Origin of the sequence: Janthinobacterium rivuli (genome assembly GCF_029690045.1) — a bacterium.
Lineage (GTDB): Bacteria > Pseudomonadota > Gammaproteobacteria > Burkholderiales > Burkholderiaceae_D > Janthinobacterium > Janthinobacterium rivuli.
This window is the reverse complement of record NZ_CP121464.1, coordinates 3920429-3940442: the sequence shown is the minus strand read 5'-3', so window position 1 is coordinate 3940442 and position 20014 is coordinate 3920429. Positions and strand designations below refer to the sequence as shown.

General features: G+C 63.3%; 16 protein-coding genes. 8 read left to right on the top strand and 8 right to left on the bottom strand.

Features of this window, described 5'->3' with window-relative positions:
* The first annotated feature begins 18 nt into the window (after positions 1-18).
* On the top strand, positions 19-1395 hold the full coding sequence (locus P9875_RS17935) for a YihY family inner membrane protein (protein ID WP_099403191.1): 1377 nt from the start codon (positions 19-21) through the stop codon (positions 1393-1395).
* A gap of 7 nt (positions 1396-1402) precedes the next feature.
* On the opposite strand, the gene P9875_RS17930 is transcribed toward P9875_RS17935, so the two are convergent.
* From P9875_RS17930 to P9875_RS17910, 5 genes are read right to left on the bottom strand one after another with little or no spacing between them, the layout of a single operon-like run.
* Positions 1403-1717, bottom strand: coding sequence for a hypothetical protein (locus tag P9875_RS17930; RefSeq protein ID WP_278316141.1), 315 nt, complete (start codon positions 1715-1717; stop codon positions 1403-1405).
* Between the two features lie 21 nt (positions 1718-1738).
* Positions 1739-3751, bottom strand: a complete 2013-nt coding sequence (locus tag P9875_RS17925) for a DUF6630 family protein (protein WP_278316140.1) — start codon at positions 3749-3751, stop codon at positions 1739-1741.
* A 29-nt stretch (positions 3752-3780) separates the two neighbouring features.
* Positions 3781-5187, bottom strand: a complete 1407-nt coding sequence (locus tag P9875_RS17920; protein ID WP_278316139.1) for a PoNe immunity protein domain-containing protein — start codon at positions 5185-5187, stop codon at positions 3781-3783.
* Positions 5188-5221: 34 nt separating this feature from the next.
* Positions 5222-6034, bottom strand: a complete 813-nt coding sequence (locus P9875_RS17915) for an alpha/beta fold hydrolase (RefSeq protein ID WP_278316138.1) — start codon at positions 6032-6034, stop codon at positions 5222-5224.
* 1 nt (position 6035) lies between these two features.
* On the bottom strand, positions 6036-7346 hold the full coding sequence (locus P9875_RS17910; protein ID WP_278316137.1) for an O-acetylhomoserine aminocarboxypropyltransferase: 1311 nt from the start codon (positions 7344-7346) through the stop codon (positions 6036-6038).
* 296 nt (positions 7347-7642) lie between these two features.
* Between P9875_RS17910 and P9875_RS17905 the strand changes: the two genes are divergently transcribed.
* Both P9875_RS17905 and P9875_RS17900 read left to right on the top strand, forming a co-directional pair.
* Positions 7643-8266 (top strand): 2OG-Fe(II) oxygenase, encoded by a 624-nt coding sequence (locus tag P9875_RS17905; RefSeq protein WP_278316136.1) that lies wholly within the window; start codon positions 7643-7645, stop codon positions 8264-8266.
* A gap of 128 nt (positions 8267-8394) precedes the next feature.
* Positions 8395-8841 (top strand): CBS domain-containing protein, encoded by a 447-nt coding sequence (locus P9875_RS17900; protein WP_010398828.1) that lies wholly within the window; start codon positions 8395-8397, stop codon positions 8839-8841.
* Between the two features lie 69 nt (positions 8842-8910).
* Here P9875_RS17900 and P9875_RS17895 read toward each other — a convergent pair whose 3' ends face one another.
* Positions 8911-11172 carry a putative bifunctional diguanylate cyclase/phosphodiesterase gene (locus P9875_RS17895; RefSeq protein WP_278316135.1) on the bottom strand — a complete coding sequence of 754 codons (2262 nt, stop codon included), beginning with the start codon at positions 11170-11172 and terminating at the stop codon, positions 8911-8913.
* A 426-nt stretch (positions 11173-11598) separates the two neighbouring features.
* On the opposite strand from P9875_RS17895, the gene aroC reads away from it, so the two are divergent.
* Positions 11599-12693 carry a chorismate synthase gene (aroC, locus tag P9875_RS17890; protein ID WP_058050495.1) on the top strand — a complete coding sequence of 365 codons (1095 nt, stop codon included), beginning with the start codon at positions 11599-11601 and terminating at the stop codon, positions 12691-12693.
* A gap of 128 nt (positions 12694-12821) precedes the next feature.
* Here aroC and P9875_RS17885 read toward each other — a convergent pair whose 3' ends face one another.
* Complete coding sequence (locus P9875_RS17885) at positions 12822-14318, bottom strand: HDOD domain-containing protein (RefSeq protein ID WP_035819462.1); 1497 nt, start codon at positions 14316-14318, stop codon at positions 12822-12824.
* Positions 14315-15994 carry a putative bifunctional diguanylate cyclase/phosphodiesterase gene (locus P9875_RS17880; protein ID WP_402718492.1) on the bottom strand — a complete coding sequence of 560 codons (1680 nt, stop codon included), beginning with the start codon at positions 15992-15994 and terminating at the stop codon, positions 14315-14317. The genes P9875_RS17885 and P9875_RS17880 overlap by 4 nt, the downstream gene beginning before the upstream one ends.
* A gap of 456 nt (positions 15995-16450) precedes the next feature.
* Here P9875_RS17880 and P9875_RS17875 point away from each other — a divergent pair, with 456 nt between their 5' ends.
* The 4 genes from P9875_RS17875 (at position 16451) to P9875_RS17860 (ending at position 19816) form a co-directional block, all read left to right on the top strand.
* A complete protein-coding gene (locus P9875_RS17875) occupies positions 16451-18133 on the top strand; it encodes an isovaleryl-CoA dehydrogenase (protein ID WP_278316134.1) in 1683 nt (560 codons plus the stop codon).
* Between the two features lie 145 nt (positions 18134-18278).
* Positions 18279-18929 carry a uracil phosphoribosyltransferase gene (gene upp, locus P9875_RS17870; RefSeq protein WP_010398816.1) on the top strand — a complete coding sequence of 217 codons (651 nt, stop codon included), beginning with the start codon at positions 18279-18281 and terminating at the stop codon, positions 18927-18929.
* A 22-nt stretch (positions 18930-18951) separates the two neighbouring features.
* Entirely contained in the window at positions 18952-19314 is a 363-nt protein-coding gene (locus P9875_RS17865; RefSeq protein ID WP_278316132.1) for an Hpt domain-containing protein, read from the top strand.
* A 298-nt stretch (positions 19315-19612) separates the two neighbouring features.
* Entirely contained in the window at positions 19613-19816 is a 204-nt protein-coding gene (locus P9875_RS17860) for a cold-shock protein (RefSeq protein WP_010398811.1), read from the top strand.
* Positions 19817-20014 lie beyond the last annotated feature (198 nt).

Here is a 20014-nt window from a genome sequence, read left to right as displayed (position 1 = left end):
GCCGTTCTGATTTTGCACATGTTTTCAAAATATATAATCCCGTTCTTTCAATACCTGTGGCGCACCCTGCACATCGGTGCCGACATTGTGCGTGGCCTGACATGGTCCGAAACGCGCGACCTGCTGCAGTTCGCGCGCCGCCGCGTGCGCGAGGAAAGCCTGCCGCAAGTGGCCGGCAGCCTGACGTTCGCCACCGTGTTCGCGCTGGTGCCGCTGCTGACCCTCGCGCTGGCGATCTTCACCACTTTCCCGCTATTCAACACCTTCCGCCACGCGCTGGAAGACTATTTCGTGCAAAGCGTCATGCCCAAGGGCATATCGAACACCATCCTCGATTATCTGACCACGTTCGCCTCGAAGGCCACGCGGCTGTCGGCCATCGGCGCGGGCGCCCTGATCGTCACGTCGGTGGGCATGATGGGCTTGATCGAGCGCGTCTTCAACCGCATCTGGCGAGTGCGCCAGGAGCGCCGCTGGACCAAGCGTCTGCTGGTTTACTGGGCCATCGTCACCCTGGGACCGCTGCTGGTGGGCGTGTCGCTGACGGTGACGTCGCGCCTCTTCATGGCCACCAGCGGCGTGGTGGGCGCCGTACCTTTCATCGGCGCCGTGTTTTATACCCTGGTGTCGATCGGCCTGACCATGCTGGCGTTTACCCTGCTCTACATCGCCGTGCCGAACCGCGACGTGGACTGGCGCGACGCGGCCTGGGGCGGCTTGCTGGCGGCGCTGGCGTTCGAGGTGGCCAAGCGCGGCTTCGGCGAATTCATCCAGGAATTCCCCACGTATTCGCGCATCTACGGCGCGCTGGCCGCCTTGCCGCTGTTCCTCGTATGGATATACCTGAGCTGGATGATCACCCTGGTGGGCGCCTTGCTGGTGGCCGCCTTGCCCGTCGTGAAATATGAACGCTGGTGGTACGAGGCGGCGCCGGGCAGTGAATTCGTCGACGCCGTGGCCATCCTGAAAGTGCTGCACCAGGCCTGTCACTGCGCCGATTCGGCCCTGGTGGGCGCGGCGGAAATTCGCCGCAGCACGCGCCTGGGCTTTGAAGAAATGGAAACCCTGCTCGACAAGATGGTGCAGCAGGGCTGGGTAGGACGAGTTAACGTGGATGGCGCCGTGCGGGTCCAGTGGGGCAAGCGCGTGGCCGACAGTTCCGACCACTGGGTCTTGCTGGGCAATGTCAACCGCATCAGCCTGGCCGATGTCTACCGCCTGTTTGTCTTCGGCGGCATGCGCGTGAACTCCGGCTATCCGGCCGGTTCCACGAATGAACGCGACATCAAGGCGGCCGAAGAAGCGGCCGCGCTGGCGGCGCAGGTGGAAAACGCCGTGGAGCAGGGCCTGGGCTTGACCTTGGCCCAGCATTTTGGGGACGTGCGCTGCGCCTGACGGGCAATCAGGGGTTGAGCCGCTCGTACAGCAGGGCATCGAGCGCGCCCGTCAGCGTATTGCCCTCTTCGTCGAGCAGCGTGTAATCCTGCTGGCTATCGCCGAGCGAGGCGCTGCCCTCGATGCCGCACACCAGCTGGTACGTCGCGTCATCGATCGCCAGCTTGATCAGGGCCAGGATTTGCTGGCGCTGGCCCTCGGCCAGTGCCAGCTCGTCGAGCAGGGCGCCAAGCCGGGTCTGTCCCTCGCTTCCCTGCGCATATAGCGCCAGCAGCGACGCATTGGATGCGACGACATCATCGATGAATTTTTTCGCGTGCATGGATTCCTTGTCTTGTAAAAATCACAGCAGCACGGGCCGCAAAGCCGCCTGCAGCGCCACCTTGCTGAACGCCGCCGCATCCTGCGCCCGCACCACGCCCAGATAATACGTGTCTTCGCCGCCGTGCATGTTGACCAGGCGCAGCTGGTGCGGCGCCAGGTGGGCGGCGATGGCGGCCAGGCCCTCGGCCATCGCATCGCCATCCTCGCGTTCCTTCCAGCGGAAGTCCTGCAGCGCGGACAGCTCGATATGCTGGGCTATGCGGGGCACTTCATCGACGGCTTTCCAGTCCAGGGTGGTGCCGTGGCCCTGCGTGTGGGAGGCCGTGGACCAGAGCAGGAAGAAACAGGCCGCCTCGGGCGAGTCGCCTTCGTATTCCTCTTCCGGATCGTCCTGCGCCAGCTCTTCCAAAGTGATGTCCACGCAACGCGCGGCCAGTTCCGCATCGCCTTGCAAGAGCAGGGCGGCCATGCTGCGCAACTGCTCGCGGTCCGCCTTGGCCATGATTTGCGCGGGCGTGAAGCTGCGGCGCTTGGCGGGCTTCTTCTCGGGTTTTTTCTTGCCCAGGCCGATAGACTCGCTCAGTTGGGCCGTGATCGCCGCCTTGAAGTTTTCCACGGTGTCGAACTGCTCCAGCAACTGGCCCGTGAAATCCATGCTCCAGGCCATGCCATCCTTGACGACATATAAAAAGTCGCTTTGCACGGCCACGCCGCGCAAATGGTGGGCGGGCGGATACAGGGGCGTGAAGGCCTGTTTTCCATCGAGCGTCAGCATGCAGGCCAGACCTTGCGCGTCGATGGCGAAAATCAGGTTCTTGCGCAGCTTGGGCGGCGACGAGGTGGTGGCGCAATCGATGGCCTCATACTGGCAGGGCGCCAGCAGCTCGCCCTGGCTATTGACCAGGCCAAACAGGAAGCGCCCGGCGACGCGCTGGCTGACGATGGCGATTTTTTTCTTCGTGCCAAAATCCTGCACGGAGCTGTAGGCGGGCGGCACCACGACCTTGCCCGTCTTGTCGAGCACGCCGTGCACATTGCGCTTGGCGTCATCGTCTGTCTGGTCTGTCTGACGCTCGATGTCGATCAAGCCATCTTCGCGCTGGCACACGTTATCCACCCTGTCGATGAGCAGCGCACCGTCGGGCAGGTGCAGCAAGCGGCTGGCGCCGTCCGCATCGATCTGCTGCAACAGATGGGGGCTGATCACATACAGGGCGCCGGGGGCGGGCGGCAGCACCACCGTGCCGTTGAGGTCCAGCACGCCGTGCGCATCGGGGGCGTCCGCCGTGGCAAAGGTGATCCAGCCATCGTCCGCATAGTACACACCCAGGTCCACATAGCGCTGCGACAGCGGCACGATCCAGCGGCCATAGGGCGTGACCAGGCCGGTGACGTCCGGTTCGCCGGCGGCGCTCACTTCATGGCACAGCACATCTTCTTCCCAGCCCACCACTTCCAGGCCTTGCAGGAAAGGCAGTTCGTCCGTGCCCAGTTCCTCCACATCGGCCAGCTGCGCGACGGCCGTGGCCGACCAGTAACCGGTGGCGGGCGATGCGGCGCCGGCGGCCAGCAGAGGCGCCAGCGCTTCCCGCTCGCCGCGCAGCAGGGCAGAGTGCAAGGCTTGCGCCTCGGCGCGCAAGGCCTCGAGCCCGGCCGCGTATTCCGGCGTGCCGATATCGTGCGGGATCAGCTGCACGTAGTCGAGGATCAGCCATGGCTGGCCGTTCGCCAGCAAGGCGCTGATGGCGCTGCGCGCGACGATGGCGGCCGCGTCGCGCGGCCTGTCCATCAGCGCGGACAAGGCTTGCCAGCTGGCCTGCGCCTGCGCCATCGGCGCGGCCAGCACGCAGGCGCAGTCTTCGCCATCGCCATAGATGGGCCAGGCGACAGCTTGCGTGCCGGCGCCGATGAGCAGCTTGAACAGCGTAGGTACGTCCAGCCGCCATTCGGCCAGGCCCGTGATCGTCTCGGTGTCGAAGCCGGCCTGGCCGGGCAGGAAGGTGGTGCTGAACAGGGCTGCAGTGTTGATCATTGATATTTGTCTAAAAGTGAACGGGGGATTCAGGGCGATGGCGGCATGACCCAGTGCGCCAGCGCGCTGCGATCGAGGCCCAGCTGTTTGGCCGCGGCAGCCGCTTCGAAGGCCCACAAGCCGTAGTAGCCGCCCAGGCCGTGTGCACGCAAATGGCCGTTGAACCAGTCTTCGCGCACCAGCGCGCCATGCCAGCTGGCCAGGTACTGCCGCAGGTGTTCCAGCTGCTGCGCGGCATCGTCCGCATCCAGGCACTCGAACAGGGCTGAATAGGGTTCTGCGAAATACCATTCGTCGACGGCGGGACGCTGGGGATCGATGGTCGACAGCAGCGCCTCGTACACGCCGTCTTCGCCATCGAAGGCCGTCTGCAGGGCGGCCAGGCGGGCAGTCAGGTCGTGGCGGCCGAACAGCAGGGTCGCGCCCAGCAGCTGCAGGGTGCGCGCGTAATCCGTCAATTGTTCGAAATCAAAGGCCGGCAAGGCGTCGTCATCGTAGGCTGCGGCCAGGGCCGCGCGCGCCGTTTCGCAGGCGGCGACGGCCGATTCCAGCGCCGGTTCCACGTCAGGCAAGGGCAAGCCTGCCGTGTAGCGCAGCGAGAGGACCTGGTAAGCCGTGCTGGCGGCCGCGCACGCCCAGTAAGCCGCGTCGCCACCGTCGTTTTCCGCCTGCGCCTGCGCGCGTCCGTAGGCGGCCAGCAGGGCGTCGAGGTAAGCGAGGTTGCGGCCAAAGTCGAACGCAGTGCCGAACGTCTCGGGCGGCACCTGGCGCGGCGCGTGGGGCCAGGGCGTGGATGCAACCGGGCAGGTGGCGGCGCATTCGCGCTGGATGGCCCAGTCGGCGAAGATTTGCTGCATATACTGCGCCGTTTCGTCGTCGTGGACGATGGCGCCGACGCCCACAAAGGTCGTGCCCAGCAGGGTGTAGCCAGGGAAGCGGCTGCTCTCGTAGGCGATGGTGGTCACGCTCTGGATGGTCCTGCCGTCGCTCAGGTCGCGCACGCGGAAGTACACATCGTCCCAGCCGGCCAGCGGTGCCGCTGGCGGTTCATTCGGCAAGGTGGTCCAGCTGCCGTCCTCCTGCTCTTCATAGGCGTCGAGCAGCTCGTCGAGGCCGCCGGGGCGGTCGATGCGGTTGTTGGCGTCGTATTGCAGGTCCAGTTCGGCCGCGAAGGCTGCCGCGTGGCGGCCCTCGAAGACCAGGTACTGGGAGCTCGTGGTGCCGACCAGCAGATCCGTGTGCTGGCCCGCCACGACGAGCGCCTGCGGCAGCCGGCACCATTGGTAGTATGGAATGCCGGCCATGGGGCCGCCTTCGTCCGCCAGCGGGTTAGTGAAGCGCAGCTGTTCCAGCCATTTATAGCGTTCGTGCCGCTCCGCTTCCGTGCCGCTGCCGCGGCCAGTCAATTCATCGTGCAGGGTATTCAATAACATCATGCATCCATCCTAAAAAAAGCCGTATGGCCGGTGCTTATGCCGCTGCCGTTTGCGCAAACGCAAACAGCGCGTCGAGCACGGCGTCGGGCTGCTCGGCCATCAATTCGTGCCCGCTGTCGACCTGCACCACCGTGCCATGCGCGATGGCAGACGTGAGCAGGCGGGTCGATTTGGGCGGCGTCATCATGTCGCGCGCGCCAAAAATAAATAAAGTGGGGCAGTGTACCGAAGCGGCGGCGATTTCGCCGTTCGCGTAGGCATTGCAGGCAAAAAAATCCGTGTGAAACACGTGATCGGGGTTGAGGGCGGCGATGCGCTGTTTCAGACGCCGCGCGCCGCCCATGGCATAAAAGCCGGGGCCGGGGAACGACGGCTTTTGCGCGATCGACGAGTGCGACCAGATATTGACCATGTCGATGGCCGCCTGTTCATCGTTGAGTGATGTTTCCAGGAGGGCCGGCGAGACTTTCATCGGGTAGGTGGAGCCCAGCATGGCCAGGTGGCTGATCCTTTCGGGCGCCAGGAATGCCGCTTCCAGCGCTATCAGGGAGCCCATGCTGTGGCCGACCAGCATGGCCCTGGCCGCGCCGGCAGCGTCCAGCACGGCCAGTATCCAGCGCGCCAGCTCTTCCACCGTGTTTTTCGCCGCACCCAGGCTGCGCCCGTGGCCCGGCAAATCGACGGCCAGCACGTTCCAGCCGTGGTGGGCAAAATAGCGCGTTTGCAGGGCCCACACGGAATGGTCGTTCTGCGCGCCGTGGATGAAGACGGCCGTCGGCTGGTTCGGGTTGAATGGCTTGCCACCCGTGTAGCAGTAGGCGGCGGTATGGTCGATGGTGAGCAGCATCTCAGGCGCCTTTCTGCGACAGTTTCAGGGCACGGGCCAGGTCTTCGATCAAATCGTCCGCGTCTTCCAGACCGACGGACAGGCGCATGGTGCCCTGCGTGATGCCCGCCTGCTCGAGTTGATCGTCGGGCACGCGGAAATGCGTGGTGGAGGCGGGGTGGATGACGAGCGACTTGGCGTCGCCCACATTGGCCAGGTGCGAGAAGATCTTCAGGCTGTCGACAAAGCGCTGGCCGGCCGCGCGATCGCCGCGCAGGCGGAAGGTGAACACGCCGCCCGCGCCTTTCGGCAGCAGGGTTTTCGCCAGTTCATAGTCGGGATGCGACGGCAGTTCGGGGTAGGACACGGATTCGACGGCCTGATTGGCCAGCAGAAAATCGATCACCTTGCGCGTGTTGGCCACGTGGCGGTCCATGCGTAAACCCAGGGTTTCGATGCCCTGCAGGATGGCGAAGGCGTTGTGCGGGCTCATGACGGCGCCGAAATCGCGCAAGCCTTCGCGCCGCGCGCGCAGGGCGAATGGCGCTACCGTCGATTCCTCGGCGAAGACCATGCCATGGAAGCCGTTATACGGCTCGCACAGTTCGGCGAAACGCCCCGTCTTGTCGTATGCCGTTTGCCAGTCGAAGGTGCCGCCATCAACGAGCAAGCCGCCGATGGCCGTGCCATGCCCGCATAAAAATTTGGTGGCCGAGTGGAACACCAGGTCGGCGCCATGCTCGAAGGGGCGCAGCAAATACGGCGTGGTAAACGTCGAATCGAGCATCAGCGGCAGCTGGTGTTCGTGCGCCAGCGCGGCAATCTGGGGGATGTTCAGCACGTCGAGGCCGGGATTGCCCAGGGTTTCCGCGAACAGCACTTTTGTATTCGGGCGGATGGCGGCGCGCCAGGCGTCCACGTCGCGCGGGTCGACAAACGTCGTGTCGATGCCGAAGCGTTTCAAGGTGTAGGCCAGCAGGTTGTGCGAGCCGCCGTACAGGGCGCGCGAGGCAACGATGTGCGAACCGGCGCCGGCGATGGTGGACAAGCCCAGGTGCATGGCGGCCTGGCCGCTGGCCGTGGCGATGCCGGCCACGCCCCCTTCGAGCGCGGCGATGCGTTCTTCCAGCACGGCGTTGGTGGGATTCGAGATGCGCGAGTACACGTGGCCGGCCCGCTCCATATTGAACAGCGAAGCCGCATGTTCCGAGCTCTTGAAGGCAAACGAAGACGTGAAGTGGATGGGCGTGGCGCGCGCGCCCGTGGCCGGGTCGGGCGCCGCGCCCGCATGCAGGGATAAGGTATCGAAACCGGGGTATTTCGGGCCGCTCATGGTGTCTCCGCCAAGTTTTATAGTGGCAAGATCGTAACCTGATTTACCTCTGAGCAAAAGGGCTCCCGTGCAGGGCGCATGGCGCCGTGCTGGCGGACGGTCAGGCTCAGCTGGCGTGTAACCTGCAGTGTAAAAAAAGTGACCGGCACGGTGTGGCGGTGGTAGGATACCGGATCAGCGATATTCGGGCTGTTTGACCTGTGCGCGTGCGCCGCGCCGCAGGGAAGGCTGCTACGTGCCAGCGAAATCCTGGGCTTCAGGCGAACTCTCATCGCATGTCCACCAGGAAAGATTTTATGCCCGCAATATCGTTCGACGGCGACCTCGCCGTACCCGGACCTTCTATCGTCGACGGCCTGTGCCACGCAGGCTGGCTCATGCAAGAGCATTTCATCTCCCCTGAACTGAGCCGCCAGCTGGCCGCCGAATGCGTGCAATCCATGCTCAGCGGCAAGATGAAGGGCGCCGGCGTGGGCAGCGGCCATGCACCGCTGCTGCAGCCGGACATCCGCGGCGACCATATCGAATGGCTGGAAACGGGCCGTTCAGCGGCGTGCGACCGTTATCTGGCGCACATGGAAGCGCTGCGCTGCATGCTCAACCGCGAGCTGTTCCTGGGGCTGGAAGAGTACGAAAGCCATTTCGCGCTATACGCGCCGGGCGCTTTTTACCGGGCCCATCTGGACCGCTTCCGCGATGACGACAAGCGCACCGTGTCCGTCGTGCTGTACCTGAACGACGACTGGCTGCCCGGGCACGGCGGCGCGCTGCGCCTGCACCCGCAGGGTGGGCCCGTGGTGGACATCTTGCCGCAAGCGGGGCGCATGGCCATGTTCATGTCGGGCGAGATGCTGCACGAAGTGCTGCCGACGGCGCGCGAGCGTCTCTCCATAGCTGGTTGGTTCCGCCGCCGCGCGTGATGCAAAGTGCTGCGCAATCCCCCTCGATTTGATTGCGCGCAAGGCTGGATTTTTCCGCAGGCATAGGCTACAGTCGCAGTAAGGGCTAGAATAACTAAAATACCAATCACGCGGACAGGACGGCCAATATGAAAGTATCTGAAATTCTCCAAGTCAAGGGCAATATCCTCTACACGGTCACGCCTGACCAGCCCCTGCTTGACGCGGCCAATACCATGGCTGAAAAAGACATCGGTTCGCTGGTGGTCATGGAATTTGGCGACCTGGTCGGCATGCTGACCTTCCGCGAGGTGCTCAATGCGCTGCATGAAAACGCGGGCCAGATCGGCGGCGGCACCGTGCGCAAGCACATGGATGACCACCCGATCACCGTGACGCCGGATACGGAAGTGAACGAAGTGCGCCGCATCATGCTGGAAAAACATGCGCGCTACCTGCCCGTCATGAATGCCAAGACCTTGCTGGGCGTCATCTCCTTCTACGACGTGGCGCGCGCCGTGCTCGAAGCGCAAAGCTTCGAGAACCAGATGCTGAAAGCGTATATCCGCGACTGGCCGGCCGAAACCACCGATTAAGCGACGCTCATCGAGTAAAAACAACGCCGGCAAACGCCGGCGTTTTGCATTGACGATCCAAGGTGGCGGCTATGCGGCCCCTTGCAGCGCCTCGTTGTTCAGCCAGGTGCCCAGCGCCGTGGCCGTCATCGGGCGGGCGAACAGGAACCCTTGCGCCATGGGGCAGCCCAGCGCCTGCAAAATTTGCGCCTGCCGCTCGTCTTCCACGCCTTCCGCGATCACGGCCAGGCCCAGGTTGCGGCCCAGCTGGATGACCATTTCGGCGATGCTGCTGCCGCGCGCCGATCCCGTGATCTCGGTGACGAAGGCGCGGTCGATTTTCAGGCGGTCGACCTGCAGGCGCTGCAAATAGGATAGCGAGGAAAAACCCGTGCCGAAGTCGTCGATGGCGATGCTGACACCCGTCTGCTTGATCTGCCACAGCATCTTGATCAGCAGGTCCGGCTCTTCCATGGCCATCGATTCCGTGATTTCCAGTTCGATGAACTCGGGCGGCGCCTGCGTCTCTTCCAGCGCCGCGCGCAGCATGTCCAAAAACAGCGGGTGGCGGAACTGCACTTGCGACACGTTGACGGACATGACGAAGTTGCGGTGGCCCTGCTCGCGCAGCAGCACCAGTTCGCGGCACGCCGTGCGCAGCACCCATTCGCCCAAGTCGATGATGATGCCCGAGTATTCGGCAATCGGGATGAAGCGGTCGGGCGAGATGAACTTGCCATCCGGCGTCTGCCAGCGCAGCAGCGCTTCGGCGCCCACGGGGCGGCGCGTGGTCAGGTCGATCTGCGGCTGATACACGACGAACAGCTGGCCCTGGCTGAAAGCCGTGCGCAGCGCGTGCATCATGCGGACTCGTTCGCGGATTTCGATGCCCATGCTGCGCGAGAAATAGAAATGCCCGGCGCGCTGCTGGCTTTTCGCCCGCTTCAGGGCGATATCGGCATCCTTCAGCGCATCGGCGCCCGTGCCCGCATGTTCGCCCAGCCGCACCAGGCCCAGGGTGGCGGACAATTGCACGTCCTGCCCATCGATGCAGAACGGCGCCTGGAACAGGGCCAGGATGTTGTTAGGATTGACTTGCGAGGAGTCGCCCAGCACGCAAAAGATGTCGCCGCCCAGGCGCGCCACCGTCAGCTGGGGGCCCAGCTGGGTTTGCAGGCGTCCCGCCACGGCCACGAGCAGCATGTCGCCGAACTGGTGGCCCAGCGCGTCGTTGGTCTCGGCAAAATGGTCGAGGTCCACCAGCGACAGGGTGGCGTCGTCGCGCGCGGGGCCGGCGAGGGTGGCGTCGAGGATTTCCACCAGGCGCGTGCGGTTGGGCAGCTTCGACAATTGATCGTAGAAGGCGGCATTGTGCAGGTGCGACACCAGCTCGACGTTGTCCAGGCCCACGGCGACGTTGCTGCAGAAGACTTCCAGCAGGCTTTCATCGATGGCCGACAGGGGGCGCGGCAGCACGAGGTAGGCGGCCGCGTCGCGGCTGGCCTTGCCCGCGAAATACAGGGTGGCGTAGTCGTGCGCGTACACATTGCGCCGCTGCGCCAGGGTGTGCTCGATGGCGGCCATCACGCGGGGGTTTTGCAAGCCGCACAGGGCGCTGTGCGGCAAGCTGGAAAAGCTGCCCGTGCAGGCCGAGACGAGCAGTTCCCGTGCGCCATTGTCCTGCAAATCCTGCACGCACAGCACGCCGTCGGCGCGGATGCCCAGCAGGTCGGCGATCTGCGCCAGCACGCCGGCCGAGAAATTCTGCACGCCGTGCAGCGCCATCAGCTGCGTGCTGGCGTGGACGATACGGTCCAGGCCGCGCCGGCTGCTGCTGATCGAACGGATCTGCTCATACGAGCGGATGGCGGCCGTCACCGTGGTAAACAGCTTGATGCGCGTCAGTTCGGACTTGGTCTTGTAGTCGTTGATGTCGAAATCGCGGATGGCGTCGATTTCCGGCGCATAGCCGGGCTGGCCCGTGCGCAGGATGATGCGTACGTCCGTCATTTTCAGGGTTTCGCGGATGTAGCGCACCAGGTGCAGGCCCGCGTCATCCTGTTCCATCACCACGTCGAGCAGGATGACGGCGATGTCGTCTTCATGCTTGAGCAGTTCGCGCGCCTGGCCGGCTGAATATGCATGCACGAATTCCAGCGGGCGGTGCTGCATTTCCAGGTTGCCCAGGGCGAAAGTGGTGGTGGAGTGGACGTCTTCATCGTCGTCGATGATCATCACCCGCCAGACGCTGCGCGGTGCGACGGCCAGCGGCGGCGCTGGTTGCTCATCGAGGAATACCAGGTCGTCGTGATCGTCCTTGTTGGCGTCAAGGGGGATGATCGGTGCGGGCATGTATAGCTTCTCCAGGATGACTCGATATTTTTTACGAGCGCGTCGCAAAAGCCCATGGCGTTGTTGCGTTGCCTTTACCGTACTGTACTTGCGTACTGTCTTCGGCAACGACGCCTAGCCCTGGGCATTTGTGACGTGCTCTCGGCGCAGTCCAAATCGGTTTGACATCAGTATTGTGTGGCGCGCTTTGATCCAAGTATATAGCTATTTAATAAGCAAAATGTTTTTTTAAATCTATTCTGTGGAGCAATATTTCTTGTATTGTATGATTGCAACTCATCTCTGGTATTTTTTATATGAAAAAATACACGGGATTTTAAAATGGCGAGATGGGTGGGCGAATATCGGGCCGTGGTGGGGCATTAGCGGCATGGCATTCCCCGCAGGCTGGTAGAATTGAGTTTTCCAGTCCTCACACTTCCTACTATGTCCGGCAATTCTTTTGGCAAGCTGTTTACTGTTACCACTTTCGGCGAATCGCATGGTCCGGCCATCGGCTGCGTGATCGATGGCTGTCCTCCTGGATTGATCCTGTCGGAAGCCGATATCCAGCCTGAGCTGGACCGCCGCAAGCCGGGCACGTCGCGCCATGTGACGCAGCGCCAGGAATCCGATACGGTGGAAATCCTCTCCGGCGTGTACCAGGGCGTGACGACGGGTACGCCCATCGCGCTGCTGATCCGCAATGAAGACCAGCGCAGCAAGGATTACGGCAATATCGCGGAAAGCTTCCGCCCCGGCCATGCCGACTATACCTACTGGCATAAATACGGCGTGCGCGATCCGCGCGGCGGCGGGCGCTCCTCGGCGCGCCTGACGGCGCCCGTGGTGGGGGCGGCGGCGATCGCCAAGAAATGGCTGCTGCAGCAGTACGGCACCACGTTCAAGGGCTGCATGAGCCAGCTGGGCGACATTCCCGTGCCGTTTCAGTCATGGGAACACGTGCATGCGAACCCGTTCTTTGCCGCCAGCGGCGACGCGGACCTGATCGCGCGCATGGAAGATGCCATGGACCAGTTGCGCCGCGACGGCGATTCCATCGGCGCGCGCATCGACGTCATCGCGCAAAACGTGCCTGTCGGCCTGGGCCAGCCCATCTACGACAAGCTCGACGCGGACATCGCCTACGCCATGATGGGTATCAATGCCGTCAAGGGCGTGGAAATCGGCGCCGGTTTCGATTCGGTGGCGCAAAAAGGTTCCGAGCATGGCGACGAACTGACGCCGGAAGGCTTTATCGGCAATAACGCGGGCGGCGTACTCGGTGGCATCTCGACGGGGCAGGATATCAGTGTCTCGATCGCCATCAAGCCGACCTCGTCGATCCGCACGCCGCGCCGCTCGATCGATAAAGAAGGCAATCCCGTGATGGTGGAAACGTTTGGCCGCCACGACCCGTGCGTGGGCATCCGCGCCACGCCGATCGCCGAAGCCATGCTGGCGTTGGTGCTGATCGACCACGCCCTGATGCACCGCGCGCAATGCGGCGATGTGTCGGTGAGTACGCCGAAGTTGAAGTAAGGAATGTTGTGGTGTCGGATTACGGGCCTGCGGCCCTAATCCGACCTACGACCTATGCCATGCGTAGCGGCAAAATGTAGGTCGGATTAGCGCAAAGCGCGTAATCCGACAACATTGTTGGCGTCCGGTCACGCCACCTTATTCGCCACCAGCTCCAGCTGGTGCCGCATCTCCACCGACTGCACCAGCAACGCCCGGATATCGTTGATCAGGTTGAATTCCGTCTGATTCAATTGAATCGGCGGGAAGCTGTCGTCCCAGTCGCCATATAAAAATCCCGTGGGGTGGCCGTTGGCCGACAGGGGCAGCACGACGAAGCTGCGCGCTTCCGACAACGTTGATTTCCACCATTGCGGCAGCTTGGCGGCAAATTTCGGGTCGCGCGCATTGTCGATGAAAATCACGCGGTCGCTATTGAGGGCCGCGTGGAAGACGTTCGGCTCATACGCGTCGCCAAACACCATCAGGTCCTGCAGGTCGGCCATGCCTTCGCCCATGCTGATGCGCGCCGAATACAAATGATCCCTGTGGTTGCGCACGAACGCCACTGAGCGCGAAAAATCAAAGCCCTGGTGCAGCGTTTCGAGCGCCATCGAGACCATCTGTCCCGGACTGGCGCTGCCGATGGCGCCGCGCAGGTCGGCCAGGCCGCCGATCAGCACGCGGTTGCCTTCGGCGCGCATGCGCGTGGACGCCAGCTGGCGCGCGCGCCGTTCGGCCGGTTTCGACAGGGGCGCGATAGACAGGTCGGCCGCCGCCATCGCCTTGGCCTTGTCCACGGCCACCACCAGGTCTGTCGCCGTGATGCCCAGAGTGCCCGCGTAATCGTCGATCAGCGCATGCACTTGTGCCGCGCCGGCCGCATCGTCATGCCACAGCGAGTCGGCGCAGCGCGCTGCCATCGTCGACAGGCCCGCCATCCAGTCGGCGCCGCTGACGGGAGAATTGTCGGGCGACGGGTCCATCGGACGCATGCCGTTGATCAGGTGTTGCGGCAAGCCCCAGTGGGCGGCCGTGGCATAGCCCACTTCCGGCAGCGACAGGCCGAGGATTTCGCGCGCGGCGGCCGCCTCGTTGCCGGGACCGGCGTGCGCCTGCATGCGGGCCCAGAAGTCCGTCATGTAGAACGTCACCATCATGCGGCCCAGGGTGTGCAGCATCGAGCAGACGACGGCTTGCTCCGCCTGCAGGCTGCCGGCGCTGGTGGCCACCTGCTGCGCCACCATCCCGGCCAGCACGGCCTTTTCCATTTCCACGTGGGCGCTGACGGAATCGGGCGAGGCCTGCGACAGTTCCTCGATCAGTTTCAGGCCCAGCGCCAGGTGTCCGATGGCGTCGATGCCCAGCACCAGCACGGCTTTCGACACCGTGTTGACGCGCTGGCCGAAGGCCGAATACATGCCGCTGTTGGCCAGCCTGAGTACCTTGTGCGTGAGGACAGGGTCGGACAGCACCGTTTGCGTGATGTCGAATTCGTGGTCGTCCTCGCCGCGCATGGCGCCCAGGATGGCGCTGATGGCTTTCGCGAAGCCGGGCATGTCGCCCTGCTGGCGCGTGCGCGCCCACAGCAGGTCCAGGGTGTTTTTGCCGAGCTGTGTCGGCACCGTGAAATGACCTGGATTCATTGCACCCCTCCGCGCGGTTCATTGGCAGACGGCGCAGGCACCAGCGCCGCATAGGTTTTGTCGCTCAAGGCCGCTAGCGCCGCATGGGCCGGCATCGGTTTGCCCGTCAGGTAGCCTTGCACATACTGGCAACCGCGCGACTCGATGAAATGCATCTGCTCTTCGGTTTCCACGCCCTCGGCCACCACGGACAGGTTCAAATGCTTGGCCAGGTCGAGAATGGTGTTGCAGATGGCCGCATCCTTGCTCGATTCGGGCAAGTCCTTGATGAAGGTGCGGTCGATCTTCAGCACGGAAATGGGGAAGCGCTTCAGATACGCGAGCGAGGAGTAGCCGGTGCCGAAATCGTCGATGGCGATGCGCGCGCGGCGCTCCGTCATCTTGACGAGGATGGTTTCCGCATGCACGGGGTCGATCATCAGGGTGCCTTCCGTAATTTCCAGCACCAGGTGTTCGCCGGACAGCCCGGAAAACGCGATGGCGTCATCGAGCACGTCGAGGAATTTGTCGTTGCGGAACTGGCGCGGGCTGATGTTGACGGAGATGTACAGCGGCCGCTTGGCCACTTCCTGGAACTGTTTGAGCTGCACGCAGGCCGCTTTCAGCGCCCAGGCGCCCAGCAGGTTGATCAGGCCATTGGCTTCGGCAATCGGGATGAAGCGCACGGGCGGCACCAGGCCCAGGGTCGGGTGCTTCCAGCGCATCAGGGTTTCGAAACCCTGGATTTGCCGCGTGTGCGCGTCGACGATGGGCTGGTAAAAGAGTAAAAACTCGCCTTCGCGCACGGCCTGGAACATGGCCGCTTCCAGCGAAATATCGTGTTCCGACGGGCCATTCAGGCGCGGGCTGTAGACCAGGCAGCGGGCCTTGCCCGTTTCCTTGGCGCGCGACATGGCCGCATCGGCCAGCGCCACCAGGCGCACTTCATCTTCCGCGTGCAGCGGATAGATAGCCACGCCCACGGACGCTCCCACGTAGATCGTGTGGCCATCCACTTCGAACGGCGCCTGCAGGGTGGCCAGCAGGCGGCCCGTCACCAGCTTGATCTGCGCATCCGTGGCGCTGCCGGGCAGCACGGCGACGAATTCATCGCCGCCCACGCGCGCCAGGGTGTCGCTGTCGCGCAGGGTCTTGCGCAGGCGCGCCGCGGCCAGACGCAGCACGGCGTCGCCGACCGGGTGGCCCAGGCCATCGTTGACCTTTTTAAAGCCATCGAGGCCGATGGTGGCGACGGAAAAGCCCTGGCCCGAACGGGCGGCCTGGGCGATCACCATGCGGATGCGGTCCGACAGCAGCAAGCGGTTCGGCAAGCCCGTGAGCGCATCGTGCGTGGCCATGTGGCGCAGCCGTTCTTCCGTATTGTGCTGGGCCGACGTGTCGCGCCCGACCACCAGCAGTTCGGCCATGCCGGCCGCGTTCATATAAGAAGACAGGCGCAGTTCGAACCAGATTTCCTGGTCCGGCGTTTGCAGGCGCACTTCCAGGCGGCCCGGTTCTTCCAGGGCGTCTTCCAGCGCCGCTTGCAGCGCCGCGCGCGACGCTTCGGCGGCCAGCGGCAGCAGCAAGTGGCCGGACATGCCCGAGGGCGCGGCAAACAGGGTGGCCGCGCGCTTGCTGGCGAACAGGATCAGGCCGTCCGTATCGAGCCGGAACACGACGTCGCCTGCCTCTTCCATGAGGTTGTCCAACTCGTGGCGAGCCTCGCGGTGGGCGGCGGATGGGGTACTGGAAAACATCGTGCTGGCTTTTACCTTTTTGTTATCAGTGCCGGCGCTCGCTGCAGGGCAGGGCGCCAACGGAAAGACTGCGTCGTGCGTGCCGCGTGCCATAGGGGCCGAAAGGGCGGCTATCGGAACGCGATCCACACGAAATGTATCATTGAAAAGCACCCGATTACATGAAATAGAGCAACATTGCTTCAGGTTTTGTAAATATTCCTGCCTTCCATGAAAAAAATCATGTCGCGCGGGGCATGCGGGCATTTTCATTCCACATGGAAACATTTATCTGCGCCTGCTTCCACTGGCGCGCTTGCCCCGCCATGCGCTTTGCGCTAGTCTGGCTGGCAGACGGTGTTGACGGTGCGCCAGCGACGGCAAGGGCGCCATGATAACAAATCGCGGGAGACTCCCATGAATGCCTTTGACACGCATGAAGTTTTTAATCAGGCCACGCCCTTTGAAAACGTCAATCTGTTCGCCTGCGACCCGGCGCTGATCGAAGCGCTGCTGCGCGAGGGCGGCGGCGCGGCCTTGCAGGAGCTCGACGCGCTGGGCGAAAAGCTGGGCCGCGCCGAAACCTATGCGCTGGCGCGCCTGGCCAATATCCACACGCCCGAGTTGCAGCAGTTCGACCGGGCCGGCCGGCGCATCGACGAAGTGCTGTTCCATCCGGCCTGGCATGAGCTGATGGCCATCCTCGTGGGCGCCGGCGCGCACGCTTCGCCCTGGGCCGCGCCCGGCCCCGGCGCACAGGTGGCGCGCGCGGCTGCCTATCTATTAGTGGGGCAGGTGGAAAACGGCGCGCAGTGTCCCGTGACGATGACGTATGCCTCGGTGCCGGCCCTGCGCCAGGCGCTGGACCTGCCGCACATCGCTGCGCGCTGGCTGCCGAAAATCCTCTCGCGCGAATACGATCCCCGCTCGCTGCCCGTGGAACAGAAACGCGGCGCCCTGGTCGGCATGGGCATGACGGAAAAGCAGGGCGGCTCGGACGTGCGCAGCAATACCACGCGCGCGACGCAGGTGCCCCCGGCCGAGGCGCGTACCCTGTTCGGCGGCGAGGCTGCCGGCGCCTGGCGCATCGTCGGCCACAAATGGTTTTTCTCGGCACCCCAGTGCGATGCCCATCTGATCCTGGCGCAGGCGGACGAGGGCGGATTGTCGTGCTTTTTCCTGCCCCGCTACCTGCCCGACGGCAGCCGCAACGCTATCCGCGTGCAGCGCCTGAAAGATAAGCTGGGCAATCGCTCGAATGCCTCGTCGGAAGTGGAGTTCACCAATGCCTACGGCTGGCTGGTGGGCCAGCCGGGGCGGGGCATACCCACCATCCTGGAAATGGCCAGCCACACGCGCCTCGATTGCGTGCTGGGCAGCACCGGCATCATGCGCGCCGCCCTGACGCAGGCGCTGCATCATGCGCGCCAGCGGGCCGTGTTCGGCAAGCCGCTGGCCGAACAGCCGCTGATGCAAAACGTGCTGGCCGACCTGGCGCTTGAATCGGAAGCCGCCACGGCCTTTGCGCTGCGCCTGGCCCGCTGTTTCGATGAAAAGGACGATGCGCAGCAAGCGATGCTGGCGCGCGTGCTGACGCCGGCCGGCAAGTACTGGATCTGCAAGCGGGGGCCCGGCTTCGGCTTCGAAGCGATGGAAGTGCTGGGCGGCACCGGCTATGTGGAAGACGCGCCGCTGGCGCGTCTATATAGAGAGCTGCCCGTCAACTCGATCTGGGAAGGTTCGGGCAACGTCATGTGCCTCGACGTCTTGCGCGCCTTCGGCAAGTCGCCGGCCGCGCGCGATGCGCTGGCGTCCGAGCTGGCGCTGGCCGGCGATGACGATGCCATTTTCTCGGGCTACCGCGCGCGGCTGCTGGCCGATCTGGACGGGCCGCAAACGGATGAATTCGGCGCCCGGCAATTATCCGAACGCATCGTGCTGGCCGTGCAGGCGGCCTTGCTGCTGCGCCATGCGCCGCCGTTTGTGGCGCAGGCATTCCTGCAGTCGCGGCTGGTGCAAGCGCCGGGCGGCGCGTATGGCCGCTTGCCGGCCGGCACCGATTGCAAGGCCATCCTGGCGCGCGCGCTGCGCGAGTATTGATTTCAATAAATCCGATTATTTCGAAAATTCCGGCCACAGGCGGGCTGGGGGCTGGGATAATGCTGCAATCCATCATTTTATCGATACACAGCGCGCTTGCGGCCCAGGCTTGCCGCCGCGCCAGCTACAGAGAAAGAAAAACAAGATGAAACAAGATCCACGCTTCCCGAATTTGTTCATTACCGATCACCCTTTGATCCAGCACAAACTGAGCCACATGCGCGAGCACGACACGTCGACGCGCACCTTCCGCGAGTTGCTCAAGGAAATCACTTTGCTGATGGGCTATGAAATTACGCGCGACCTGCCGCTGACGACGCGCGAAATCAAGACCCCGCTGGTCACCATCGATGCGCCTGTCATTGCTGGCAAGAAGCTGGCCATCGTGCCCATCCTGCGCGCCGGCATCGGCATGAGCGATGGCTTGCTGAACCTGGTGCCATCGGCACGCGTGGGCCACATCGGCGTGTACCGCGATCCGGCCACGCATATGCCCGTGGAATACCTGGTGCGCCTGCCCGACCTGAACGAGCGCACCTTTATCTTGTGCGACCCGATGGTAGCGACCGGCAATTCGGCCGTGTATGCCGTCGATGTGCTGAAAAAACGGGGCGTGACGGATGAACAGATCATCTTCCTGGCCCTGGTTGCCGCACCGGAAGGCGTGACCGTGTTCCAGAATGCGCATCCGAACGTCAAGATGTTCTGCGCCTCGCTCGATTCGCACCTCGATGACCACGCCTACATCGTGCCAGGCCTGGGCGACGCCGGCGACCGTATCTTCGGCACCAAGTAATCCACGTCAGGCGAGTATTGCGATGGCAACCTTGATCGACCCGGATTTCCGCGCGCGTTTGCGCGCCCTGAACGAAAAATATGCGGCCGGCGTGCCGGCCCTGTTGCAAACGATTGCGCAAGCAAGCGGCCGCTGCGACAGCGAAGGCCCCCGTCTGGAGCCGTTGACGGAACTGCACCGCGCCCTGCACGCGGTGGCCGGCTCGGCCGCTACCTTTGGCTTTGCCGCGCTGGGGCAGGAATGCCGGCGCATCGAACAGCTGGTGCGCGCCATGCTCAACACCCCTGCGCAAGCGGTGGCGGAATGGTCTGCCGTGCGGGCGCAGGTGGTGGCGCTACTGGACTGGGCGCGACGCGACGCGGCCGCCACCCATTTCACCGCGTAAGTGACCGCGCCATAGTAATGTGGTTGCAATGATTCATTTGATACAACGCAAAGCACTCGCGTCGCAGATTAGGATATAGTGTCTCCATGCCGCTGGTACAGGGCGCCGCAAGACGGGGATTTGGCTATTAAAGTAGTGTTCGCAAGTTTATTTTGCGAAAGAATGGTTTTTCTCAGTTTTGTTGGTATAATTGGGCATCGTTGGATTCGAGGTAGTAGTGCAGTTTGTCTGTCATTTCTTTCTTGCTTCAAACGATATAACGGGCGCAAGCCCAACTTAACTGAAATAGGAAATTGTAATGGCAACTGGCATCGTAAAATGGTTCAATGATTCGAAGGGTTTCGGCTTTATTACCCCTGACGAAGGCGGCGAAGATCTGTTCGCTCACTTCTCGGCTATCCAGTCGAACGGCTTCAAGTCCCTGCAAGAGAACCAACGCGTTTCTTTTGAAGTGACCGCTGGCCCTAAAGGCAAGCAAGCTTCGAACATTCAGCCAATCTAATACGCTGGATCAAACGAAATAAAGAAATCCTCGGTCTCCGAGGATTTTTTTTCGTCTAAATTTCCGTGAAGTACGGGTTTTGGATGAATTGAGTGGCTCTTTTGCCATGCTTTGCGTCGTCAGGTAGCCACGTAGGTCGGCTTAGCGCTTGCGCGTAAGCCGACAAGGGTGGCGTTGGGAAGATGTATGGGCTGGTGT